Below are 22006 nucleotides of genomic sequence, written 5' to 3' on the forward strand. Positions count from 1 at the left end.
ATGTTTAAAAAATTACTTGTAGCGTTGGTTTTTGTTAGTGGTGTGACTAATGCGAGCACAACTAAAACGGTAAAAATGGATGAACCCTACACTATGGTTCAGCAAGTCGCAGAAAATACTTTTAATCGTATTTCAGCTGATCAACAAAAAATTAAAGCGGATGCAGAGCATTTGCGCGATGTAGTTGAGCAAGAGTTATTACCGTATATCGATTACAATTATGCAGCTTACAAAGTGCTTGGCAGCTACATCCAAAAAATTCGAAATATCGAAGATGAACAAGAAAAAAAGCAAGAAATTGCAAAGTTACGTCAGTTTATTGAAGTATTCAAAAATTATTTAGTCGCTACATATGCTGGGGTTTTTACACAGTACAATCAGCAAAAGGTGGAGTTTGAACCTGTTCAAAATATTGGTGATGATAAGATCGCAATGGTTAGAACGAAGATTATCGAATCAGGTAAGCCAGATATTAATATTGCTTTTAAAGTAAAAAAGGATAGTAAAGGTGAATGGCGTGCTTTTGATATGGTTGCAGAAGGTATTAGCTTATTAGATGCAAAACAAAGTGAGCTTCACGGTATTTTGCGTACTGAAGGCTTAGATTATGTAATTGACTTACTCGATAAGAAAAGCAAACTACCTATTCAGTTTAGAGGGAAATCTGGTGATGACCCAGCTTAACCTCGAGTTAAAAGTCTCTGGTGAGTTTATTGTTTCGGGAGAGTTAAGCGCAGAAACAGTTGCCAATTATACTTTTTTAGAAAAATTTCCAGATATTTCGTCAAATTGTATCATTTTTGACTTATCGGCTATTTCTAGGGTTGACACAGCGGGCTTAGCTTGGTTAATTCACACCTTATCTGAATTACGGCAGCAAAATATTAATTTATCGCTGCATCATGTACCCGAACAATTGCAAAAGTTAATGCAATTGGTTCAGGTTAGCCAATTATTTGAGTGAATATCCTAATGGAACCGAGTCAAGTCGAAAGTATTTTAAAAGACGCCTTATCTTTAAGCGATGTCCGAGTTAAAGCAAATGGTAGCCATTATGAGGTCATAGCGGTTGGTGATTGTTTTGAAGGCGTGAGTCGAGTTAAAAAGCAGCAATTAGTGTATGCGCCATTAATGGAAACTATCGCCGCGGGGACTATTCATGCTGTCTCTATTCGTGCTTTCACTCCGAGTGAGTGGGAACGTGAACGCAAATTAATGTTCCTATAAATTAGGAGCAGCACGATGGATCAATTTATAATTCAAGGTGGCACTTCACTGGCAGGTGAGGTGACTATTTCTGGCGCTAAAAATGCCGCTTTACCTATCTTATTTGCGTCGTTGCTTGCAGCGAGTAAAAGCACTTTTCTAAATGTACCTAAGTTACGAGACATTCAAACTACCGAAGCTTTACTGAGTCAGCTAGGAGCTGATTGTTCGTGGCAACAAGATGTGCTTGTAATTGATGGTGGCACGGTCGACCAAATTGTCGCTCCTTATGAGCTAGTAAAGCAAATGCGTGCTTCTGTATTGGCGTTAGGGCCTTTACTTACTCGCTTTGGTGAGGCGAAAGTTTCGTTACCTGGAGGGTGTGCAATTGGTGCGCGACCTGTTGATTTACACATCACAGGCCTTGAGAAAATGGGCGCGACCATTAGTGTTGAAAATGGTTATATTCATGCGAAATCCCCAGGGCGTTTAGTTGGCGCTCCGATTTTTATGGATACGGTCAGTGTAGGGGCCACTGAAAACTTAATGATGGCAGCAGCCTTAGCAGATGGGATAACTATCTTAGAAAACGCCGCTCGTGAACCTGAGATTGTTGATTTAGCATTGTACCTTAATAACATGGGGGCGAAAGTCAAAGGCGCAGGTTCTGATCGTATTGAAATTGAAGGTGTTGAACAACTTGTAGGGTGTGAACACAAAATTTTACCTGATCGAATCGAAACGGGCACGTTTTTAGTTGCGGCTGCGATGAGCCAAGGTGAAGTGTTGTGCTTAAATACAGATCACCTGAGTTTAGAGCCCGTTCTGGAGAAGTTAAAAGCGGCGAATGCGTACTTAGAGATTAACGATAATTCTATTTATCTTGATATGCGCAAGCGTGACCTTAAAGCGGTGAATATTAAAACCATGCCGCACCCAGGTTTTCCTACCGATATGCAAGCTCAGTTTACGGCTTTAAACGTCGTCGCAAAAGGGACGGCAACAATCACTGAAACTATTTTTGAAAATCGTTTTATGCATGTTCCTGAGTTACAACGTATGGGTGCGAATATTCGCTTAGAAGGTAATACAGCTTATTGCGGAGAAACTCAAAGTTTATCTGGAGCGCAAGTTATGGCGACAGATTTAAGGGCATCAGCGAGCCTGATATTGACTGGGATTATCGCAAGTGGTGAAACGGTTGTAGATCGAATTTATCATGTTGATAGAGGGTATCAGCGAATAGAGGATAAACTCAGCGCTTTGGGTGCCAATATTTTACGAAAAAAAGCATAAATACCGAAATAAAAAAACCGCCTTGGCGGTTTTTTTATTTCATAATCAGATTTTCAATAAAGAGTTAAATAGGCTCCAATTTACCAACCTTCACCGGGATGCTATGTGGTTCACCATTTCGGTAAATGTCGAAATTAATGACTGACTCTGGGAGTGTATTGGCAATTTGCTCTAATGTTTGTTGTAAGTTCGTTACGGCTTTACCATCTATTTTTACAACAATATCATTTTCTTCTAATCCAGCTTGCCAAGCAGGGCCAAGAGGATCGATAGAGACGAGTTGCATGCCAAACATTGGGGTCAGCTGGTTACTCAGTCGCTTACCTGTGTTGTCCACAGGTTCAGCATTGAAACCTAAATAACCTCTAATTACTTGCCCGTGTTTGATTAGTTTATTCATCACATCTTTTGCTAGCCAATAAGGCACTGCAAAGAAGATCCCTTGTATATCAATATTTCGTTGCGCTTTAAATTGAGCGGAGTTTATTCCGACAAGGATACCATTGGAGTTTACCAGCGCTCCACCGGAGTTACCGACATTAATCGCGGCATCCATTTGCAATAGGTTATTATGGGCGCTTTGAGAAATATTTTGTTTTCCAGTTGCGCTAATTATTCCTTGAGTAATGGTTTGGCCAAGATTAAGAGGGTTACCAATAGCTAAAACAACATCTCCTACTTGTGGCGTGAAGCTATCATCGGTTGGAATGACGGGTAGGTGTTGTGCTTCTATTTTTAATAAAGCTAAATCAGTGACAGTGTCATACCCTATCAATTGTACATCTGTAAATTGTCGTCCATCGGTCAAAATAACGATGACTTGGTCTGCATTATTGATGACGTGGTAATTGGTCAGGATATATCCTTTATCAGACATGATGACACCCGAACCAAGTTCTTGAATGGTATTTTGTCTTCGTAAATAGCGCGGTTGGTTTGTGAACCCTTCAGAATAAATCGTAACGACAGCTGGAGAGGCGCGTTTCACCGCTGTTGCGAAGCTTAAATGACTGGTATTGAAATCGTTTATAGTGATTTGGGATTGCCATTCGACAGGGCGAAGAGAGGGCACTAGGAGTAATACAACAAATGCTGCCGCAAGACCTGCAAAGATAGGGACGAGAAGGAATTTAATTTTTGTTAGCACAACTGTCAGTTTATTTTTATAAGAAATTATTGGCTATCATGGCATATAAAAAGAAACAGCGGCAAGTGCCGCTGTTAATATTTATCTTTTTGAATCTGAATGCTATTGAATTAACACAAAAATAGAGTCGCTCCCTCTTTTCACGCCTAAGACGATATTACCGTTAATATCATCAACAGCACGTGCAAGTTCGTTGATTGTTTTAACACGTTTACGGTTTACCTGCATAATAACATCACCTTCTTCTAAGCCCACACGAGCAGCAGGTGAGCGTTCGGCAATTTCCGTTACCTTAACGCCTTGTACATCACTACTTGATTCTAGGATTGCCCCTTGCAGCATTGGGTGCATTTTGTCGGCTGATGCAGATGCTTGGCTATTGCCACGAAGGGTTACACTCACCGTTTTTATTTTTCCATCACGGTAGATACCGAGTTTAACTTTTTTGCCTTCGCCAATTGTTGCTATTTTGCTGCGAAGCTCAGGGAAGCTATGGATATCCGCTTTATCAATGCTAACTATGACATCACCTGCTTTAATACCCGCTTCAGATGCGGCGGAATCCTCCACAACTCTGAGTACATACGCACCTTGCTTTAGATCGATATCCTGCGCTTTTGCAATGCCGGCATCGAGTGTGCGGCCTTCAATACCAAGTGAGCCGCGACGGACCTCTCCATGCTCGATGATTTGGTCTACGAGGTTTTTCATCATATTTGATGGAATAGCAAACCCAATGCCTACATTTCCGCCTGATGCGCCTAAAATGGCTGTGTTAATCCCAATCAGTTCACCATTTAAGTTAACTAATGCACCCCCAGAATTACCTTGGTTGATTGCTGCATCGGTTTGAATAAAGTCTTCAAACCCTTCGATATTCAAGCCGCTACGGCCTAATGCGCTGACAATGCCTGATGTGACAGTGTGACTTAACCCAAAAGGATTACCGATGGCCACTGAGAAGTCCCCGACGCGAAGTAAATCTGAATTAGCTAATTTTACCTCAACTAAATCTTCAGCTTTAACTTGTAATAGAGCGATATCAGATTCTTTGTCTGTTCCAATCAGTTTTGCCTCATATTCGCGACCATCTTCGAGTGTAATTGTGATTTTCTCAGCATCTTGAATGACGTGATTGTTGGTGACAACGTAACCTTCGTCTGCATTGATAATTACACCGGAGCCTAGTCCGCTAAATGGTTGTTTTTGGCTACGTTGCTGTCGTTGTGGATTACCGAAAAAAAACTCGAATGGGTCGACTTGACGACGCACTTCTTTTGCGCCAGAGACTTGAATACTGACAACGCCAGGGGTGACTTTTTCCAACATAGGAGCCAGTGTTGGAAGTTGTTGTCCATCCACTGCTACAGGTAGTTTTGCATAAGAGAAAGAGGGTGCAATCAACAGACTTGAAGAAAGCATAATTGCACTAAGTATGGTTAATTTTGTTTTCATAGTCAGAAAGATACTCCAGATTAATTGGTTACCTTTACTGACTATGGGGTCAAAAAAAAGTTCCTCAAGCCTGTTCTGTTTGGTTTTTATTTGTACGATTGTCGGCAAAAATTCCTGATTTGCTGTCAGCATAGTCAACAGGTTGACTTGAGAGTGACTCTTTCTTTGTTTTATTTTTCTCTAATGAGTTTAAAGATGTTTTTAAATGTTCAGTGGTTTCTTTTGAGAAAAAAGGCATTGATTCTGAACGGTTATCTGTCAAAAGAATTTTATTGGTTTCTTCAACATGATTGACGAGTTGTTCATAGTTGTCGCGCATTTTGGATACGAGTTTATTAGTGCTTGCTAAATGATCGGCAACATCTTGCTTATATTGCTCAAGATTATGTTGGGCTTTTTCGACTTCTTTTTCTAATTCATCATGTTCGTATTGACGTTTGGTATATATCGAACCGAGGAAAAAACAGCCAATGGCTGTGAATAAAACTAATGTTAACCAAATCACGGTTGTCATAAAATTCTCCTGATAGGGGATAGGCCTGTATTTAACTGGAATTAATGTACGTTTTTAACCTGCTCGTGATAAGATAGCAGGCTAAATTAATGGTTGTTCAATGTAATTTAATATGACTCCTTGGCAAAAATATCAGCAAGACCTAACTCGTGACGATTTTCACTACGATGCCGCTCAAGAAAACGCGGTTCGCCATTTGCAGCGTCTCTATGATGATCTTACAACATCCAAGCCAGAAACGACTGGTTTTTTTGCTAAATTATTTAAGAAAAATGTTACTCAAAAAGTTAAAGGCTTATATTTTTGGGGTGGCGTTGGGCGCGGTAAAACGTATTTAGTGGATACTTTTTTCGATGCATTACCCGGTGAACGTAAAATGCGCGTTCACTTTCATCGTTTTATGCACCGTGTCCACCAAGAGTTAGCACAGTTAAAAAATGTTGCTAACCCCCTTGAAACCATCGCAGATAAATTTAAATCTGAAGTAGATATAATCTGTTTTGATGAGTTTTTTGTTCAAGATATTACTGATGCAATGTTGTTAGGTGGTCTGATGCAGGCCTTGTTTAAACGTAATATAGTGTTAGTCGCAACATCGAACATTATTCCGAGTGAACTCTATCGGAACGGTTTGCAACGTGCGCGATTTCTGCCTGCAATTGAATTAGTGCTAGCCAATACCGAAGTGGTGAATGTTGACTCAGGGATTGACTATCGTTTACGCACTTTAGAGCAAGCTGAAATATTCCACAGCCCTTTAGATCAGCAAGCAGACAAAAATTTATTTGAATATTTTGCAAAACTATCACCAGAACACGGCCAAGCAGGTCAAATCATTGAAGTCGAAGGACGCAAGTTAAACACTCGCATGGAAGCTGATGGTATTGTGATGTTTGAGTTTAGTGAATTATGTGAAACAGCGCGTAGTCAAGTCGATTATATGGAAATTAGCCGTGTTTATCACACCGTATTACTCTCAAACGTGAAACAAATGGGGCACAATAATGATGATGCCGCAAGACGCTTTATTGCATTAGTCGACGAATTTTATGAGCGAAATGTTACTCTGATCATTTCTGCGGCGATGCCTATTGAACAATTATACAGTGAGGGTTTACTCAGCTTTGAGTTTAAACGCTGCATAAGTCGGCTACAGGAAATGCAGTCACTGGAATATTTGTCGCAACCTCATTTAGCTTAGTTCCAATAAAATAAGCTAATCTGGCATTTGGCGTAGAAAAAACATGCATTTTACAAAAAGCGCTGCTATACTCCCGCCTCTGCCACGTTGCGTTCTATTGTCTTAATTAGCTTAGCCACTAATTTTGACTCAAAGTCTTTTACTCGAAGGGGTTCAAGCATCAACTTAGAGCGGCAGTTTATACTGCCTGTGGTTTTAATTGTAAACATTGGATTTTTAATAAATGAAAACGTTTGTTGCTAAGCCAGAAACTGTAAAACGTGACTGGTACGTAGTTGACGCTGAAGGTAAAACTTTAGGTCGTATCGCTACTGAGATTGCTTCTCGCTTACGTGGTAAGCATAAAGCTGAATATACTCCGCATGTAGATACTGGTGATTACATCATCGTTATCAACGCTGAGAAAGTTACTGTTACAGGTAACAAAGCTAAAAACAAAATGTACTATGCACACTCAGGTTTTCCTGGTGGCCTTAAGTCAACTACTTTTGATAAGCTTCAAGCTCACAAGCCTGAAATGATCATCGAAAAAGCAGTTAAAGGCATGTTGCCACGCGGACCTTTAGGCCGTGCAATGTACCGTAAACTTAAAGTTTACGCTGGTACTGAGCATAACCATGCTGCACAGCAGCCTCAGGTTCTAGACATTTAAGGAGCACACTCATGGCAAATCAATACTACGGTACAGGTCGTCGTAAAAGTTCAAGTGCTCGCGTGTTCTTACGCCCAGGCACTGGCAACATCGTAATCAATAAGCGTTCTATTGAAGAATACTTTGGTCGCGAAACTTCTCGCATGGTTGTTCGTCAGCCGTTAGAGCTAGTTGAAATGATTGAAAAGTTTGACTTATACATCACTGTTTCTGGTGGTGGTAACACAGGTCAAGCTGGCGCAATTCGTCACGGTATCACTCGTGCACTTATGGAGTTTGACGAGTCTCTTCGTCCAGCTCTACGTAAAGCTGGTTTTGTTACTCGCGATGCTCGTAAAGTTGAGCGTAAGAAAGTGGGTCTACATAAAGCACGTAAGCGTCCACAGTTCTCAAAACGTTAATTTTTTACGTTTCAAAGAATACCAAAACCCGACCTTGTGTCGGGTTTTTTGTTTTTATCTAAAAATATCTATTCAATTAAGTGCTTAGCTTGTATTTTTTTCGCTGGATATTAATTTTTCTATGTCTTACCAGCTAGATGAATTAAAAAAGTTCAACAAATTATTATTTATTTAGATAAATCAGTCAGTAAAGCGGATTAATTTTTGCTACAATTGACGGGATCATGTTAGCCGTGATGCAAAAATTTTTTTGGATGTTTTCTTGGTTATAGAATGCTCAAAAGGGTAAGTGATAATTGATCTTGGTCAGAACAACGCAGCCTGAAACAGGATACGATTGGGTTGATCAGGGTTAGGTCTGTAGCGAATCGAGTTTAAGTCAGTTAAAAACTAACGTAAATATAGCTTTATTCGGCTGCTTGACCTTCAATATCCTTGTTTTAATCAAGGGTTTTATTTATGATCGCTTCTATTTTGTAACTTCAAAATTTAACCTGCTGTAACTGAATTCTCGATATAGCAAGTGTTGAGAATCATAGTGGAGATGAGTGGATGAGCAATGCGCCTGTAGACAATAGCCGACGTCGCTTTTTAACCATCGCTACCTCTGTTGTAGGTGGTGTTGGTGCGGCCGGAGCTGCTGTTCCTTTTATTGCGTCATGGAATCCAAGTGAGAGAGCCAAATCTGCAGGTGCGCCTGTTGAAGTGGATATCAGTAAACTTGAGCCAGGACAATTAATTCGTGTTGAGTGGCGAGGCAAACCTGTATGGGTTGTGTATCGTACACCAGAAATGCTTGGGCAAATGAAAGCACATGAAGGACAACTTCGTGACCCGCAATCAGATGAGCCTCAACAACCTGAGTTCGCTAAAAACGGGTATCGTTCTAAGCGCGAAGAAATCTTTGTTGCTGTGGGTATTTGTACTCACTTGGGCTGTTCACCAAGTTTCCTTCAAGGTGGCTTTGGTGAAAAAGTTGAGGGAACGGATGATGGTTTCTTCTGTCCGTGTCATGGTTCTAAGTTTGATATGGCAGGTCGCGTATTCCAAGCGGTTCCTGCACCATTAAATTTAGAAATCCCGCCTTATATTTTTACAGACGAAACCACGATTGTTGTGGGTGCTGAAGAAGGGGCTGCCTAATGTTTGCAAATTTGGTTGATTGGATTGATAAACGCATTCCAATGACACGTGTATGGAACATGCATATTGCACAGTATCCTGCGCCAAAAAACTTTAACTTCTGGTACTTTTTTGGTTCTTTAGCCATGTTAGTACTTGTTAATCAGATCGTAACGGGTATTTGGTTAACAATGAACTATGTTCCTTCAGCTGAAGGTGCGTTTGCTTCTGTTGAATACATCATGCGTGATGTTGAATATGGGTGGTTACTTCGTTACTTACACTCAACCGGTGCATCTGCATTTTTCGTTGTTGTGTACTTACATATGTTCCGAGGTATGATCTATGGTTCTTACCAAAAGCCTCGTGAATTATTGTGGGTTTTTGGTATGCTAATTTTCTTAGCGTTAATGGCAGAAGCGTTCATGGGTTACCTACTACCTTGGGGTCAGATGTCATTCTGGGGTGCGCAGGTAATTATTTCCTTATTTGGTGCAATACCAGTTATAGGTGATGATCTTACTCAGTGGATCCGTGGTGACTATGTAATTTCAGGTGCGACACTAAACCGTTTCTTTGCATTACACGTTATTGCCTTACCACTTGTTATTGTTATCTTAGTATTCTTACACATTGTCGCTTTACATGAAGTGGGTTCAAATAACCCAGATGGCGTTGAAATTAAACGTAAGAAAGGTTCTGTTGCTGAAGAAGATAAGCCTAAATTTAAATTCCATGAATACTACACAGATAAGAAAGACATCGTCGATGCGATACCTTTCCACCCTTACTACACAGTAAAAGATCTTGTCGGTGTTGTTGGTTTCTTAATTTTGTTCTGCTGGGTTGTATTCTTTGCGCCTGCGATGGGTGGTTTCTTCTTAGAAGCGCCAAACTTTGAAGCAGCCAACCCACTGAAAACACCAGAGCATATTTTCCCTGTTTGGTACTTTACGCCATTCTATGCGATTTTACGTGCAATCCCTGATAAGTTGATCGGTGTTGCTGCGATGGGTGCTTCTATTGTCATGTTGGTATTAATACCTTGGTTAGATCGTGGTTCTGTTCGCTCAATTCGTTACCGTTGTAAATGGCATAAATTGAATATTGCACAGTTTGTTGTCACGTTCGTAATCTTAGGTTGGGCTGGTGCAACACCACAAACAGTATTTTCGACAATTTTATCTCAGATTTGTACTGTGACTTACTTCATGTTCTTTGTATTGCTATTTGTTTATAGTAAAAACGAAAAAACTAAGCCATTGCCAGAGAGGTTAACGAAATGATCAAGAAACTAGCTATCGGTTTATTTGCTCTTTCTGCGTCAGTTGCCTCTACTTTAGCTGTTGCTGCAGGGCCTGCGGTACCATTAATGGAAGCTAACAATGACTTAACAGATAAAGCATCGTTACAACGAGGCGCTAAATTGTTCATGAATTACTGTCTTGGTTGTCACCAAATGCAGTATCAGCGCTATGAACGTACGTTTCGTGATATCGGTATTCCTACTGAAATAGGTCAAGAACAACTCATTTTTGACGGTTCTAAAGTAGGCGGTCATATCTTAAATGCAATGGATTCGGATGATGCAGCTAAGTGGTTTGGAGCAGCACCTCCTGACTTAACTTTAGTCGGTCGAGTTCGTGGTACTGATTGGATTTATACATATTTGAAGTCTTTCTATAAAGATGAGTCTCGCCCATTTGGCGTAAATAATACTGTATTCCCATTAGTTGGTATGCCGCACGTTTTACAAGAGTTACAAGGTTTACCTACTCCAATCACTGAAGAAGTGGAAGAGCATGGTAAAACGGTAATGAAAGTAATCGGTACAGAAACTGACGGTTCTGGTGAAATGAGCACAGATGAGTACGATCAAGCTGCAAGAGATATCACGAATTTCTTAGCTTATGTCGGGGAGCCATCACGCTTAGAATCAGAATCGCTGGGTATCAAGGTTATTGGATTCTTATTTATCTTATTTATCTTGGCATTCTTACTGAAGAAAGAATACTGGAGAGATGTTCATTAATTTGGATGCTTTCGAGTAAATATGAGCAATAGGGGCCTAAGCCCCTTTTGCTGTCTCTAGCAATAATAAACGGAGGAAGGCATGGCTGTTGCTGCCAATAAACGCCCTGTAATGACTCTTTTTTCTGGCGAAAACTGTATGTATAGCCACCAAGTACGCATTGTACTTGCGGAAAAAGGTGTAAGTGTAGATATCCATATGGCTGAAAAGGAAAATTTGCCAGAAGCGCTACACGAGATTAACCCTTATGGCACGGTACCGACTTTGATCGACCGTGAGTTAGGACTGTACCAGGCAAACATCATCATGGAATACCTTGATGAGCGTTTTCCACATCCTCCATTAATGCCAGTTTACCCAGTGATGCGCGGCCGTAGTCGTTTAATGATGCACCGTATTGATACTGATTGGTATTCGCTAGCAGCAAAAATCTATCAAGGTGGCGCTGACGCTGCGCAAGCTCGCAAAGAGCTAACAGAAGCGTTGTTAAGTGTTGCACCTATATTCTCTGAAGCTCCGTATTTTATGAGTGAAGAGTTTAGCTTAGTTGATTGCTACTTAGCCCCATTATTATGGCGCTTGCCTGAATTTGGTATTGAGCTAGTGGGAGCAGGGAGCAAAGAGTTAAAAGAGTACATGATGCGTTTATTTGAGCGTGAATCATTCCAAGCTTCATTGACAGAAGCTGAGCGTGAGATTCGCTTATAATAGTGAGTTTAGACAAACACGTATCCAAGAATGGCGTTTAATGTAGATTAAGCGCTATTTTTTTGTTCGTAATCTTGCATCAACCATGGTGACACGATACCCTCTGAACATATTTGAATGCATATAGGCCATCGCAGCATTAAGCATGCAATTAGGCCTAAATAACCAAGGGATGCGACTCCATGACGCCTAATCGTCCATATTTACTCCGAGCTTTTTTTGATTGGATTGTCGACAACCAATGCACTCCTCATCTAGTGGTGGATGCTACGTATCCAGATGTGACAATTCCTACGCAGTTTGTTCAAGAAGGACAAATTGTCCTAAATATCAGCCCAAGTGCTGTAGCTCAATTTACAATGGATAATACTCACATAAGCTTTAATGCGCGCTTTGGCGGGCAACCCATGCAAGTATTTGTGCCAGTTGGAGCTGTATTGGCTATTTATGCACGTGAAAATGGCGAAGGGACGGTCTTTACACCAGATCTGATTGATGAAGAAGATGAGTTTTTAGACGAGTTTGAAGTTTCAACACCAGAGCCGACTAAACCGGAGCCTGATGCTAAGAAAAAACCATCACATTTGCGTGTTGTAAAATGATAAAAAAACCTGCAAATATGCAGGTTTTTTTATGTTAGTTTGTCAAATACAGTACAAGATTTGGAAAGTGATAAAACAAAATCAAGCTGAATAATAAAATAAGAAAAAATGGTAGGGCCGCGTGTGCTATTTCAAGCAAAGGTTTACCAGTGATCCCTTTTAAGACAAATAGATTGAATCCTACAGGCGGAGTGATTTGTGACATTTCAACCACCACAACCAAATAAATGCCAAACCAAATAGGATCAAATCCAGCTTGATTGATGAGCGGCATTAAAATTGAACTGGTTAATATCACTATAGAGATCCCGTCTAAAAATAACCCCAAGATAATAAATACCGCCGTCAGCGCAATGAGTAACACAGCTGGTGATAACGAAAGCTCTGCGACCCAAGCAGCCAGTGATGCTGGGATTTGTAAAAACCCCATCGCCATGGTTAAAAAGCTAGCACCCAACAAAATAAACAAAATCATTGTTGTGGTTTTCACGCAGGCAATAAGGCTGTCGTGAAAGGCAGAAAGAGTCAGTAAGCCTTTATATTTGCAAATAAGTAAGGCTCCGAGCACACCTAATGCTGCTGATTCACTCGGAGTGGCTAACCCGCTATAAATAGAGCCAATAACTAAAGTCATTAAGAGTGCGATAGGGAGTAGCTTTGCTGCTGTATGACGTTTTTTTAAGCTGGGAATGGAAGTCTCATTATGCCTAGCATTAAGTAAGTTACAGACAATCAAATACACAGAAAATAGCATCATTAACACGATACCAGGGATCACTCCGGCTAAAAAAAGTTGCGCAATAGATACATCACTCGCGACGCCGTAAACGATTAAAATAATCGATGGTGGGATCAGTAGCCCTAATGTGGCTGACCCAGCCAAGGAGCCAATGCTTTGGCGTTCAGAATAGCCACGTTTTTTTAATTCAGGTAACGTCATTCGACCCACTGTTGCTGCGGTGGCTGCTGAAGAACCAGACACGGCCGCGAAAACCCCAGAACCAAAAACGTTGATATGTAAGAGTCCACCTGGAAGTCGCTTTAGCCAAGGGCTTAGGCCATCAAATAAATCTTTGCCGATATTAGCCCGGTACAGTAATTCACCCATCCAGATAAACAACGGTAGTGCAGTTAATGACCAGCTTGTGAGGTGTCCCCACGCGGTTGTCGAAAATATAAGCGCGATGGCTTGATTGTCATTGAATACTAACGCTAAAAGTGCAATTAGGATTAGGCTAAAACTAACCCATAAACCCATAGCTAAAAATGTCAATAAAGACAGGGCTAATAAAAGTGCAACAAACAAACTATCCATGTTTTTTCCCCAGTAGAAGAAGGGCTTTTAAGATACTGACCAGTAATACGGTAGATCCTACTAACATGGGTAATTGCAATGGCCATTGGGGTAAGGGGATTTGCCCAGTTGTCAGCTCATGAAAGTGGTAAGAGTCACTGATGAGTTGCCAACATGCGTAGACAACAAAGACACTAATCAATAAAGCTGTTATATGGCTGATAAAATCAGCGATTACATTCAGGCGTTTATAACGCGTATTAAGGAGTAAAGTGACTCTGATATGACCTTGCTCGTCAAAAGTATAGGCGAGTCCTAAAAAACAACTCGTTATTAACAGGTACCCAGCAAAATCTTCGACGGAAGGAAGTTGAATATCAAGCAAGCGCAGTAATATTTGTGCTAACACCAAGATAAAAATTAATACGATGCAACTCATTGCTATTAAGAGAAGAAAAGAAGGGGATTTAGTCATGGTTCGCTCTTTGCTTTAAGAATTTCTTTATTAATTCATGGCTTGTTTCTGGGCTTATTTCGAGCCAATTATTCAGCATTTGTTTACCAATATCATTAAGTTGATTTAATAGCTTTTCATTTGGTTTAGTTACTATTAAGCCATTGTCGGCTAACGTTTTTGTTTTTAATTGCGTTTCTTCAGCGGCTAATTGCCAAGCTTTTTTCTCGAATTGATTGGCGTGTTCAAGAAGTGTTGCTTGTTGAGCTGGGGTGAGAGAAAAGAATGCTTGTTGGTTCATCACTAGCATATTTTTTGGGATCCAAGCTTGGCTATCAGAGTAGTGTTTAACAAAGTCCCATGCACGACTACTGACTCCTGTTGAAGGCGAGGTAATCATGCTATCTATCATACCCGTACTAAAGGCTTGTGCAATTTCAGAGGCTTGAACCGAAGTAGGGTTTGCCTTCATTAGGGTGGCTAAGTCAGCAGTAATGGCGCTATAAGCACGCATCTTACTATTGTGCAGCTTGCTTAAGTCAGTTAACTCTACTTGGCTATAAATACCTTGTGGCGGCCATGGCGCTGCGAACAAGAGCATAATGCCGTCTTTAATAAGTGCTTTAGCTAAATATGGACGTGACAATTGCCATAATAAGTGCGCATCTTCAAAGTTTGACACTAAAAAAGGTAAATTATCGAGTTGAAAAATAGGGTTCTGATTACCTAATAAGCCAATAAAAACTTCTCCCATCGCGACTTGCCCTGTGCGTACAGCTCGATAAATTTCACTATCCTTGTATAAACTCGCGCCAGAATGAATCGTGATATGAATGTTGTCTTTTTTTAGAGATTGAGCCATTTCGCGAAGGTTTTGGGTATGGAAAATTGAATCACCATACGGTGTCACCAAATCTAGAGAAAGCGTTGGCGTGCTTGCAAAGATAAAGTAAGCAAATACAAAAAATTTTCTCATTATTATTTTTATGCTGAAGTGTTTTGTTAACAGTAAATCATCTCAGCCGATAAAAATAAACACTTAACTGAAGGAGCTATGAATAAGGAGGTGAGAAGGGCTGACTGTTCAGCCCATACAGTTATAAATATTCGAAAACTTTGACTACTTTTACTACGCCAGAAATATTGCGTGCTAAATCAACCGCAGTATTGGCTTCTTGAGCGCTGACTAAGCCCATTAGAAAAACCTCGCCATTTTCAGTGATAACCTTAATGTCATTGGCACTAATCGACTCTTCAGTCAGGAGGCGTGTTTTTACTTTGGAGGTAAGCCATGAATCATGGGTGCGGGTGCTGATCCCGACGTTGCTTCCGATGCGAATTTGATTGTGGACTTTAACGATACCGGCGACGTCTTTGATTGCGCGCTCAGCGGCAGTGCGCATTTCATCAGTCGGTGTTTGACCAATCAGTAACACCACTCCATTTAGGCTCACAACGCTAATATTGGCAAACTTAGCCAGTTGCGGTTGCCCTTTTATTTCTAAAGTTGCCTTTATTTCGATATTATTGTCATCGATTTGTGTGCCGAGTGTACGACGATCAGTGGCGGCAGATACTGCACCAGCTGTTCCCGCAACAATCGCTGCAGCACAACCTTGAAGTGCGATTAGGGCTAAAATAATTACGACTTTATGTAACATTAACTTTCATCCTGTGGGAAAAGTGTCATATCGACTAGCTCACTGAGGCAGTGGATATTAAATAGTTGTGATTCAACAATACGACTTGGGCGTTTAGAGGGCACGCGAATTTCAACATCATTCGGTCCCAGTAAACCCGCGAGTTCACCTCCGTCATCTCCGACTAAAGCTATGACCCTCATATCCTTAGTTAGTGCCGCTTCAATTGCAGAAATAACTGATTTTTCATTTCCATTGATAGCAAAAACCATCAATAAATCACCTTGTTGCGCAAATGCGCGTACTTGGCGAGCAAATGCATCAGTATCACTTTGTTCTGCATAGCTGCTTAAGTGCGTCAGTTCAGAGCTTAAAGCAATAGCGGGCAAGCATGGGCGCTCTGTTTCATAAAAGTTCACCAACAAATTGGCCATGTGTTGCGCTAACATATGGCATCCCTGAGCACCGCAGCACAAGAGCTTATTCCCATTGATGAGACTTTGCGCCATAGTAAAAGCGGCTGTTTCTAGCGCACTTGGTAACACTTCACCTGCAGCGATTTGGGCTTGAATACTTTCAGTGTAAATTTCTTTGACTATTTCTTGCATACTCGACGCTCACAGAACATTTTTGAACCAATTAAATTGATAGGGATTTTGCCCATTTATTGCCATAAAGTCGACTCTTAACGGCGAATTTTGTAGTTGATGCTGTTGAATGTAGACAGAAATGGCTCGATGTAGTCGTTGTTGTTTTTGTTTTGTGAACGCGGCATTCGCTCCCCCATATTGCAGGCCCTTACGGTATTTTACTTCGATAAACACCCAAGTTTGCTGATCTTTCATTATGAGGTCAATTTCACCTAATTTACACCAAAAATTTCGTTCAACAGGTGTCAGCCCCTGTTGCGTTAAATAGTGCTCGGCTTCGAGTTCATAAAACTCACCTTTTTGGCGTGTATTGGCAAAGCTTCGAGTTAACCAGTTCATCCTTGATACCTGTTTTCAAAATAAAGACTAATAAAAGCATAGCGTTGATTTGAAAACAGGTGAAGCTGATTATTCAGAGACCGGCGAAGAGGATTCAGTTAATTGAGGTTGCATAAACAGTGGGGTTGGCTTTTCTTGTTTCAAAGTGACTGCTTTGATTGATTGCCTGCGGTATTGTGCCCATTGCAATTGACGCTCAATTTCACCCAGTTCATTGACGGATAGACGACCTGTTAGGCCCTTTACGCGTTTACCCGGTAGTGCATTAAGTTGGCGTAATTCAGGAATTAATCGCACAGCATCATAACCCATAGCAAACAGTTGCTGTTGTAAATCGGCTTGATCGGGCCATAACTCATCAAATTGGCCGCGAAGTTCAGGCGCTGTTTGTTTAATCGGCAGCATCCAAGGCATGTCGGTAAAATATAGCCCTTGTAAATCACGTTTGTCAGATTTATCAACCAAGAGGCTGTGACTACGGGACATCGCGTAAATAGGAGGTTGCTCTGCAAATGTGCTAATACTGACATCAAAATAAGGCTTTAAAAGCCTTGTTTTAACGGCATCGGCAATTAGATAAATCACATCAAAATCTCGACGAGAACGCGCTTCGCTGTGGAGTTTCTCTTTAAACATTAAATTGATTTGGGCAATTCGTTGTTGGCTTTTATCCACTTCAAGCAATTGTCTGACTTGCTTTTGCATATCTTGGTTATTGCTATAAAACGCAATTTCAGGTTCCACTTCAGAGTACAATTGCCACTGTCGGTTAAAGTGTTCAACCAATCGTGTGCCTGAACGATTTTGTGGCGCTAATATAAGCGGTTTTTTATATGGTTGAGATAGAAAGTGCTCAATAGCTTGATTGATTTCATGTTCGGGGGCGAGTGCAAAATAAAAGTGCTCTAAAGAAGATCGCTCTTGAATGCTGCTGTTAAGGTATAGCGCCGGATAGTTGGCCAAGACATTATCTTGCTTTAAGCGCTCAATGTTTTCACGCAGCAAGGGACCAATAATAAAATCAGGTGCAAACTCTTCAAGCTGATTTTTTATTTGTTCGCTGGTTTGCTCAGAGTCTATAAATTGCAAGCTTGTTGAGCTATTAAATTCGACGGCAGCTAAAATACCGGCTGTAAGTGCATCGTTATTACGCTCATTTTTCTTATTGTTTTTTGGCAATAATATAGCGAGCTTTTTGACATTAAATGGTTCTATTTCCATTAAAGTTTGCATTTTCTCAGGTAAAGCAAAACTTGCAGGGTGGCGAGGGTAGCGTCGTTGCCAGTTATTCATTGCACTGTGCAAAGCGACCGGATCACCGACATAGAGTTGGCTGTATAGTGCTAAATTAACCCAGCCCTGTTGAATGAGAGAGCCGTCTTTTAGTTGATTTAACGTAAAAGCAGGTAACAGGTTTAGTTGTTGCCAAATAAGTAGATTGAGATCAGATGCTTCAATTTGGTGCTTAACGGCTGTTTCTGACGCTCGAAATAAGTAAGGTAACGCCTGAGATGTAAGTACTTGTTCAGCATAAATCTGGCCACTGATAAATTGGTGCCAATAAAAATGAATCGGGCTAGTGAGCTTATCTTGTAGATTATCCAAAGATGCCAAAGCGTTTGGATAGCGTCGTTGCTTAAATTGAGCCAATGATAAATACAGGTTATTTTGAACCCGATCGACCCCTTGGCGGCTGAGTAAGTCTTGGCAAATAGTTTGTAAAAGTGCCCAATTTTGCTCGGTAATGGCTTTATCGCGAGCACCATAGAGCATTTGAATTTTATCGATGCCGCGTTTTAAACGGGCATTATCGTATAGGGTTTGAGCATCAAAGATCTGAGGCGCGACTTTTTCGACAGGTTTTACTACGGTTTGTTGCTCTATGGTGGTTTTCTCTGTTGTACTACATGCAGATAACAAGGAAAATAACAAAATAAAGCTAGAATGTTTAAGTCGCACAGAATTTTCTCAACTAGTAAGCGATGTGTGTATATTACTGACTGATGTAGGAGACCTCAATGTTAAATGGGGATAAATCGAACAAAATTGGTACCTTGTACGTGGTAGCAACCCCGATAGGTAATTTAGATGATATTAGTCAGCGCGCAATTGCGACGCTTTCAAGTGTTGATTTAATTGCAGCCGAAGATACACGCCATACTGGTAAATTGTTGAGTCATTTAGCGATTAAAGCGAAAACATTTGCTTTGCATGATCACAATGAAAAACAAAAAGCGCAACAAATCGTTGATTGGCTCAATGAAGGGCTCGATGTTGCGTTGGTGTCTGATGCGGGGACTCCGCTAATTAGCGATCCTGGTTACTCAGTTGTGAGCCTATGCCGTGAGCAGGGCGCAAAAGTGACACCCGTGCCAGGTGCATGTGCCGCTATTGCTGCGGTGAGTTGTTCAGGCCTCCCAACCGATCGTTTTCAATTTTTAGGGTTTAGTCCTGCAAAAAGTAAAGCGCGACAAGATTTCTTTTTATCTGCATTTGAAAGCGGCATGACCAGCATAATTTATGAAAGTACTCATCGAATCATGGCAAGTTTAGATGATATCGAAGCTGTATTGGGTGAAGATCAAACTGTGGTCTTGGCTAAAGAGCTCACTAAAACCTTTGAAACATTTTTTAGTGGCACAGTTGTGGAGCTTCGAACGTTCCTCACCGATGATCCTACGCGCCAGCGCGGTGAGATTGTATTAATGTTACCGGGTAAAGCAAAACAGCAAGATGAAATACCGGCCGATGCAAGGCGAATGCTGGGTTTACTTGAAGAAGCAATGCCAATGAAAAAAGCGTGTGGCATCGTGGCTGATTACTTTGGCATCAAAAAAAATGCCCTGTATAAAGCGGTATTGGCAGATAAAGACGATTAAGCGTAGCGTTTGGCTACTATAACGACACTTTTTGTCTGGTATTCTAGATGAGAGCCTTCGTTAAAAAGCGAAATAAAACTGTAACTAGTAAGCTAATTGCGTATAATGCCGCCCGAGTTGGCCGAGATAATCGCTGCCTGTGACGAAAATGATCAGGGGGAGGAAAGTCCGGGCTCCACAGGGCAGGGTGCCAGCTAACGGCTGGGGGGCGCGAGCCTACGACAAGTGCAGCAGAGAGAAGACCGCCAATCTTCGGATTGGTAAGGGTGAAAGGGTGCGGTAAGAGCGCACCGGGCCACTGGTAACAGTTGGTTGCAAGGTAAACTCCACCCGGAGCAAGACCAAATAGGGTTCCTTATGGTGTGGCCCACATCGGAACCGGGTAGGTTGCTTGAGCCTAAGAGCGATTTTAGGCCTAGACGAATGATTATCCACGACAGAACCCGGCTTATTGGCTGACTCACTAAATTATAAAAAAGCCCGATGCATTGCATCGGGCTTTTTTTGTTTATCGATTTAGCTGTGGTTACATTAATTTTTTATTGGTGAGGGTCAGTAAACGCCTTTTTCTCACCCAATGCCAAACTCATCCCAAGCCGAAACAATAAAGTTATTTTTCCAAATGCCAAATATCAGTACAGAACTGTAATTACACAAATAAATATAAGTTGTTTTTTATTTGTTTGTAAAAATAACGATATATTGGTGAATATGATTAAATGTTTTGTTTTTACACCCAATAAAAATTATTTAAAATGTAACATATTGAAATATAAGCTTATATATTTGGCATGCGATATGCTCTGGTCATAATAGTATTAATAAAAACACTACAAAAACAAGGCTTTGTAATGGATAAAAATATTAAACACCTGCTCTATACATGTTTGTTGGTGATGGGTTTGCTTTGCTCACTATTTGTTTCATTTTCATCGAAGGCTGAACCATCTTTAGATCAGTATATCAATTCGGTTATGGCTGAACGAAAAATTCCGGGCTTGCAACTTGCTGTCGTTAAAAATGGCAAAGTTGTAAAGCATGCCAGTTATGGTATGGCTGATTTACAACATAGTGTACCTGTGACAGATAATACTCTCTTTGCAATTAATTCAATGACAAAGGCATTTACAGGGGTGGCCATTATGCAGTTGGTAGAGAAAGGCGTAATGCAGCTTGATGATCCAATTGGTAAACATTTACCTTCGCTGCCGACCTCGTGGCATGGGTTAACTATTCAGCAATTAATGGCGCACAGCTCAGGGTTACCTGAAATTTTGGCTTCCACGAGTTCGTTGGAATTAATTGTGCCGGGTGATATTGATGCTTCTTGGCAAGCCGTTCAAGAGCGAGCATTTTTATTCGAACCCAACAGTCGCTTTAGTTACAATCAAACAGGGTATATCGTACTCGGCAAACTGATTGATCACTATATTCCTGAAGGTTTCGCAGGTTATATTAACGATTACCAACTTAAATCGGTAGGAATGAAGCAAACGGCTTTAGCTGGGTTTAGTAACTTAGAGTTGGTGATCCCCAATCAATCAAGGCAATATATTCACCTTGGAAGTGGTGCATATAAAAACTTTTATGGTGAATTTGCACAAATGTTAAGAACGGCAGCAGGGATGAGTTCAACCGCATTAGAACTGGCCGACTATATTATTGCTTTGCAAAATGGTCAATTAGTAAAAAATGTGGAGCGATTGTGGCAACCCGTGAGGCTCAATAATAATAGAACTGAAGGTTTTAATAACAAAGAGAATGGTTATGCTATGGGTTGGCAAGTGGGGCAGCGTAAATATCACCCAAGTATCAGCGCCAGTGGTGCCAATGCGAGTACTCTGATTACTTACCCTAAAGATGATGTGTCAGTGGTTGTGTTAACAAACTTACTCGGCGCACTACCGATCACATTTGTCGATGATATTGCGGCTTATTATATTCCTAATTTCAATCACCCAGATAAAGTTAATTCATACAGGCCGATGGAGTATTTAGATAGATCCGCGAAAGAAAATGGTTTTCAAAAATTTGCTAACACATTTAAAGATGTTGAGCATGATACAGGAGTCACCTTTGATCTTGATATCATTGCAGAGTGGGGGTTCGAGCTATTAGCGGCACAGCGAGTGGAGGATGCAATCGAGGTATTTAAGTGTTTGATTTCGATTAATGATCAGCATTCTTTTTACTATTTTGGCTTAGCAAAAGCATACGACATGCAGAATCGATATTCAGAGGCATTAAAAAATTATGAAGCGGTTGTGAAACTCAACCCACATGCAAAAATGTCACAACAGCGAGTCGTCGCCTTAAAAGCGCAAGTAAAGTGATAGCAATATCTATCATGAAAAAAACGGCGACTCTCATAACAGATAGAAAAACCGACGTAGAGCGTCGGCTTTTTCTGTTTA

General features: G+C 40.9%; 24 protein-coding genes and 1 other RNA gene. 15 read left to right on the forward strand and 10 right to left on the reverse strand.

Annotated elements, in window-relative coordinates:
* The 4 genes from AC3KVK_RS02030 to murA are packed head-to-tail and all read left to right on the forward strand — an operon-like array spanning position 1 to position 2502.
* Complete coding sequence (locus AC3KVK_RS02030; protein WP_490311093.1) at positions 1-684, forward strand: MlaC/ttg2D family ABC transporter substrate-binding protein; 684 nt, start codon at positions 1-3, stop codon at positions 682-684.
* Positions 671-964 carry an STAS domain-containing protein gene (locus tag AC3KVK_RS02035; RefSeq protein ID WP_490311092.1) on the forward strand — a complete coding sequence of 98 codons (294 nt, stop codon included), beginning with the start codon at positions 671-673 and terminating at the stop codon, positions 962-964. The genes AC3KVK_RS02030 and AC3KVK_RS02035 overlap by 14 nt, the downstream gene beginning before the upstream one ends.
* Before the next feature lie 8 nt (positions 965-972).
* Positions 973-1227: a BolA family protein gene (locus AC3KVK_RS02040; protein ID WP_086744134.1), complete on the forward strand. Its 255-nt coding sequence runs from the start codon at positions 973-975 to the stop codon at positions 1225-1227.
* Between the two features lie 15 nt (positions 1228-1242).
* The gene (murA, locus tag AC3KVK_RS02045) at positions 1243-2502 is read left to right on the forward strand and encodes a UDP-N-acetylglucosamine 1-carboxyvinyltransferase (RefSeq protein WP_490311091.1); all 1260 of its coding nucleotides are present in this window, start codon (positions 1243-1245) and stop codon (positions 2500-2502) included.
* Positions 2503-2566: 64 nt separating this feature from the next.
* On the opposite strand, the gene AC3KVK_RS02050 is transcribed toward murA, so the two are convergent.
* The 3 genes from AC3KVK_RS02050 to AC3KVK_RS02060 form a co-directional block, all read right to left on the reverse strand.
* The gene (locus AC3KVK_RS02050; protein ID WP_490311090.1) at positions 2567-3649 is read right to left on the reverse strand and encodes a trypsin-like peptidase domain-containing protein; all 1083 of its coding nucleotides are present in this window, start codon (positions 3647-3649) and stop codon (positions 2567-2569) included.
* Positions 3650-3751: 102 nt separating this feature from the next.
* The gene (locus tag AC3KVK_RS02055; RefSeq protein ID WP_490311089.1) at positions 3752-5104 is read right to left on the reverse strand and encodes a Do family serine endopeptidase; all 1353 of its coding nucleotides are present in this window, start codon (positions 5102-5104) and stop codon (positions 3752-3754) included.
* 64 nt (positions 5105-5168) lie between these two features.
* Positions 5169-5618: a ZapG family protein gene (locus AC3KVK_RS02060; RefSeq protein ID WP_490311088.1), complete on the reverse strand. Its 450-nt coding sequence runs from the start codon at positions 5616-5618 to the stop codon at positions 5169-5171.
* A 112-nt stretch (positions 5619-5730) separates the two neighbouring features.
* On the opposite strand from AC3KVK_RS02060, the gene zapE reads away from it, so the two are divergent.
* From zapE to AC3KVK_RS02100, 8 genes are all read left to right on the forward strand, one after another.
* Entirely contained in the window at positions 5731-6819 is a 1089-nt protein-coding gene (gene zapE, locus AC3KVK_RS02065; protein WP_490311087.1) for a cell division protein ZapE, read from the forward strand.
* 223 nt (positions 6820-7042) lie between these two features.
* A complete protein-coding gene (gene rplM, locus AC3KVK_RS02070; RefSeq protein ID WP_086744140.1) occupies positions 7043-7471 on the forward strand; it encodes a 50S ribosomal protein L13 in 429 nt (142 codons plus the stop codon).
* A gap of 11 nt (positions 7472-7482) precedes the next feature.
* Positions 7483-7872 (forward strand): 30S ribosomal protein S9, encoded by a 390-nt coding sequence (gene rpsI / locus AC3KVK_RS02075; RefSeq protein ID WP_086744141.1) that lies wholly within the window; start codon positions 7483-7485, stop codon positions 7870-7872.
* A gap of 552 nt (positions 7873-8424) precedes the next feature.
* Positions 8425-9015, forward strand: coding sequence for a ubiquinol-cytochrome c reductase iron-sulfur subunit (petA, locus tag AC3KVK_RS02080; protein WP_490311086.1), 591 nt, complete (start codon positions 8425-8427; stop codon positions 9013-9015).
* A complete protein-coding gene (locus AC3KVK_RS02085; RefSeq protein ID WP_490311085.1) occupies positions 9015-10280 on the forward strand; it encodes a cytochrome b in 1266 nt (421 codons plus the stop codon). The genes petA and AC3KVK_RS02085 overlap by 1 nt, the downstream gene beginning before the upstream one ends.
* Entirely contained in the window at positions 10277-11026 is a 750-nt protein-coding gene (locus AC3KVK_RS02090; RefSeq protein ID WP_490311084.1) for a cytochrome c1, read from the forward strand. Before AC3KVK_RS02085 ends, AC3KVK_RS02090 begins: the two co-directional genes overlap by 4 nt.
* Positions 11027-11107: 81 nt before the next feature.
* The gene (sspA, locus tag AC3KVK_RS02095; RefSeq protein ID WP_086744145.1) at positions 11108-11734 is read left to right on the forward strand and encodes a stringent starvation protein SspA; all 627 of its coding nucleotides are present in this window, start codon (positions 11108-11110) and stop codon (positions 11732-11734) included.
* 182 nt (positions 11735-11916) lie between these two features.
* Positions 11917-12336 carry a ClpXP protease specificity-enhancing factor gene (locus tag AC3KVK_RS02100; RefSeq protein WP_490311083.1) on the forward strand — a complete coding sequence of 140 codons (420 nt, stop codon included), beginning with the start codon at positions 11917-11919 and terminating at the stop codon, positions 12334-12336.
* 34 nt (positions 12337-12370) lie between these two features.
* Here AC3KVK_RS02100 and AC3KVK_RS02105 read toward each other — a convergent pair whose 3' ends face one another.
* The 7 genes from AC3KVK_RS02105 to AC3KVK_RS02135 form a co-directional block, all read right to left on the reverse strand.
* The gene (locus AC3KVK_RS02105) at positions 12371-13651 is read right to left on the reverse strand and encodes a TRAP transporter large permease (protein ID WP_490311082.1); all 1281 of its coding nucleotides are present in this window, start codon (positions 13649-13651) and stop codon (positions 12371-12373) included.
* Positions 13644-14105, reverse strand: a complete 462-nt coding sequence (locus AC3KVK_RS02110) for a TRAP transporter small permease (protein ID WP_490311081.1) — start codon at positions 14103-14105, stop codon at positions 13644-13646. The genes AC3KVK_RS02105 and AC3KVK_RS02110 overlap by 8 nt, the downstream gene beginning before the upstream one ends.
* Complete coding sequence (locus tag AC3KVK_RS02115) at positions 14098-15060, reverse strand: TRAP transporter substrate-binding protein (RefSeq protein WP_490311080.1); 963 nt, start codon at positions 15058-15060, stop codon at positions 14098-14100. Before AC3KVK_RS02115 ends, AC3KVK_RS02110 begins: the two co-directional genes overlap by 8 nt.
* Positions 15061-15181: 121 nt before the next feature.
* Positions 15182-15745, reverse strand: coding sequence for a division/outer membrane stress-associated lipid-binding lipoprotein (gene dolP, locus AC3KVK_RS02120; RefSeq protein WP_490311079.1), 564 nt, complete (start codon positions 15743-15745; stop codon positions 15182-15184).
* Positions 15745-16332 carry an SIS domain-containing protein gene (locus tag AC3KVK_RS02125; protein WP_490311078.1) on the reverse strand — a complete coding sequence of 196 codons (588 nt, stop codon included), beginning with the start codon at positions 16330-16332 and terminating at the stop codon, positions 15745-15747. The genes dolP and AC3KVK_RS02125 overlap by 1 nt, the downstream gene beginning before the upstream one ends.
* Before the next feature lie 9 nt (positions 16333-16341).
* Positions 16342-16713 (reverse strand): YraN family protein, encoded by a 372-nt coding sequence (locus AC3KVK_RS02130; RefSeq protein WP_490311077.1) that lies wholly within the window; start codon positions 16711-16713, stop codon positions 16342-16344.
* A 69-nt stretch (positions 16714-16782) separates the two neighbouring features.
* Positions 16783-18672 (reverse strand): penicillin-binding protein activator, encoded by a 1890-nt coding sequence (locus tag AC3KVK_RS02135; protein WP_490311076.1) that lies wholly within the window; start codon positions 18670-18672, stop codon positions 16783-16785.
* Between the two features lie 59 nt (positions 18673-18731).
* Between AC3KVK_RS02135 and rsmI the strand changes: the two genes are divergently transcribed.
* From rsmI to AC3KVK_RS02150, 3 genes are all read left to right on the forward strand, one after another.
* Entirely contained in the window at positions 18732-19592 is an 861-nt protein-coding gene (gene rsmI / locus AC3KVK_RS02140) for a 16S rRNA (cytidine(1402)-2'-O)-methyltransferase (RefSeq protein ID WP_490311075.1), read from the forward strand.
* Positions 19593-19705: 113 nt separating this feature from the next.
* Positions 19706-20059, forward strand: an RNA gene (gene rnpB, locus AC3KVK_RS02145) — RNase P RNA component class A.
* Positions 20060-20443: 384 nt separating this feature from the next.
* Positions 20444-21925 (forward strand): serine hydrolase domain-containing protein, encoded by a 1482-nt coding sequence (locus AC3KVK_RS02150; protein WP_490311074.1) that lies wholly within the window; start codon positions 20444-20446, stop codon positions 21923-21925.
* Positions 21926-22006: the final 81 nt, after the last annotated feature.

Source organism: Pseudoalteromonas sp. J2K-J979, from assembly GCF_058169715.2.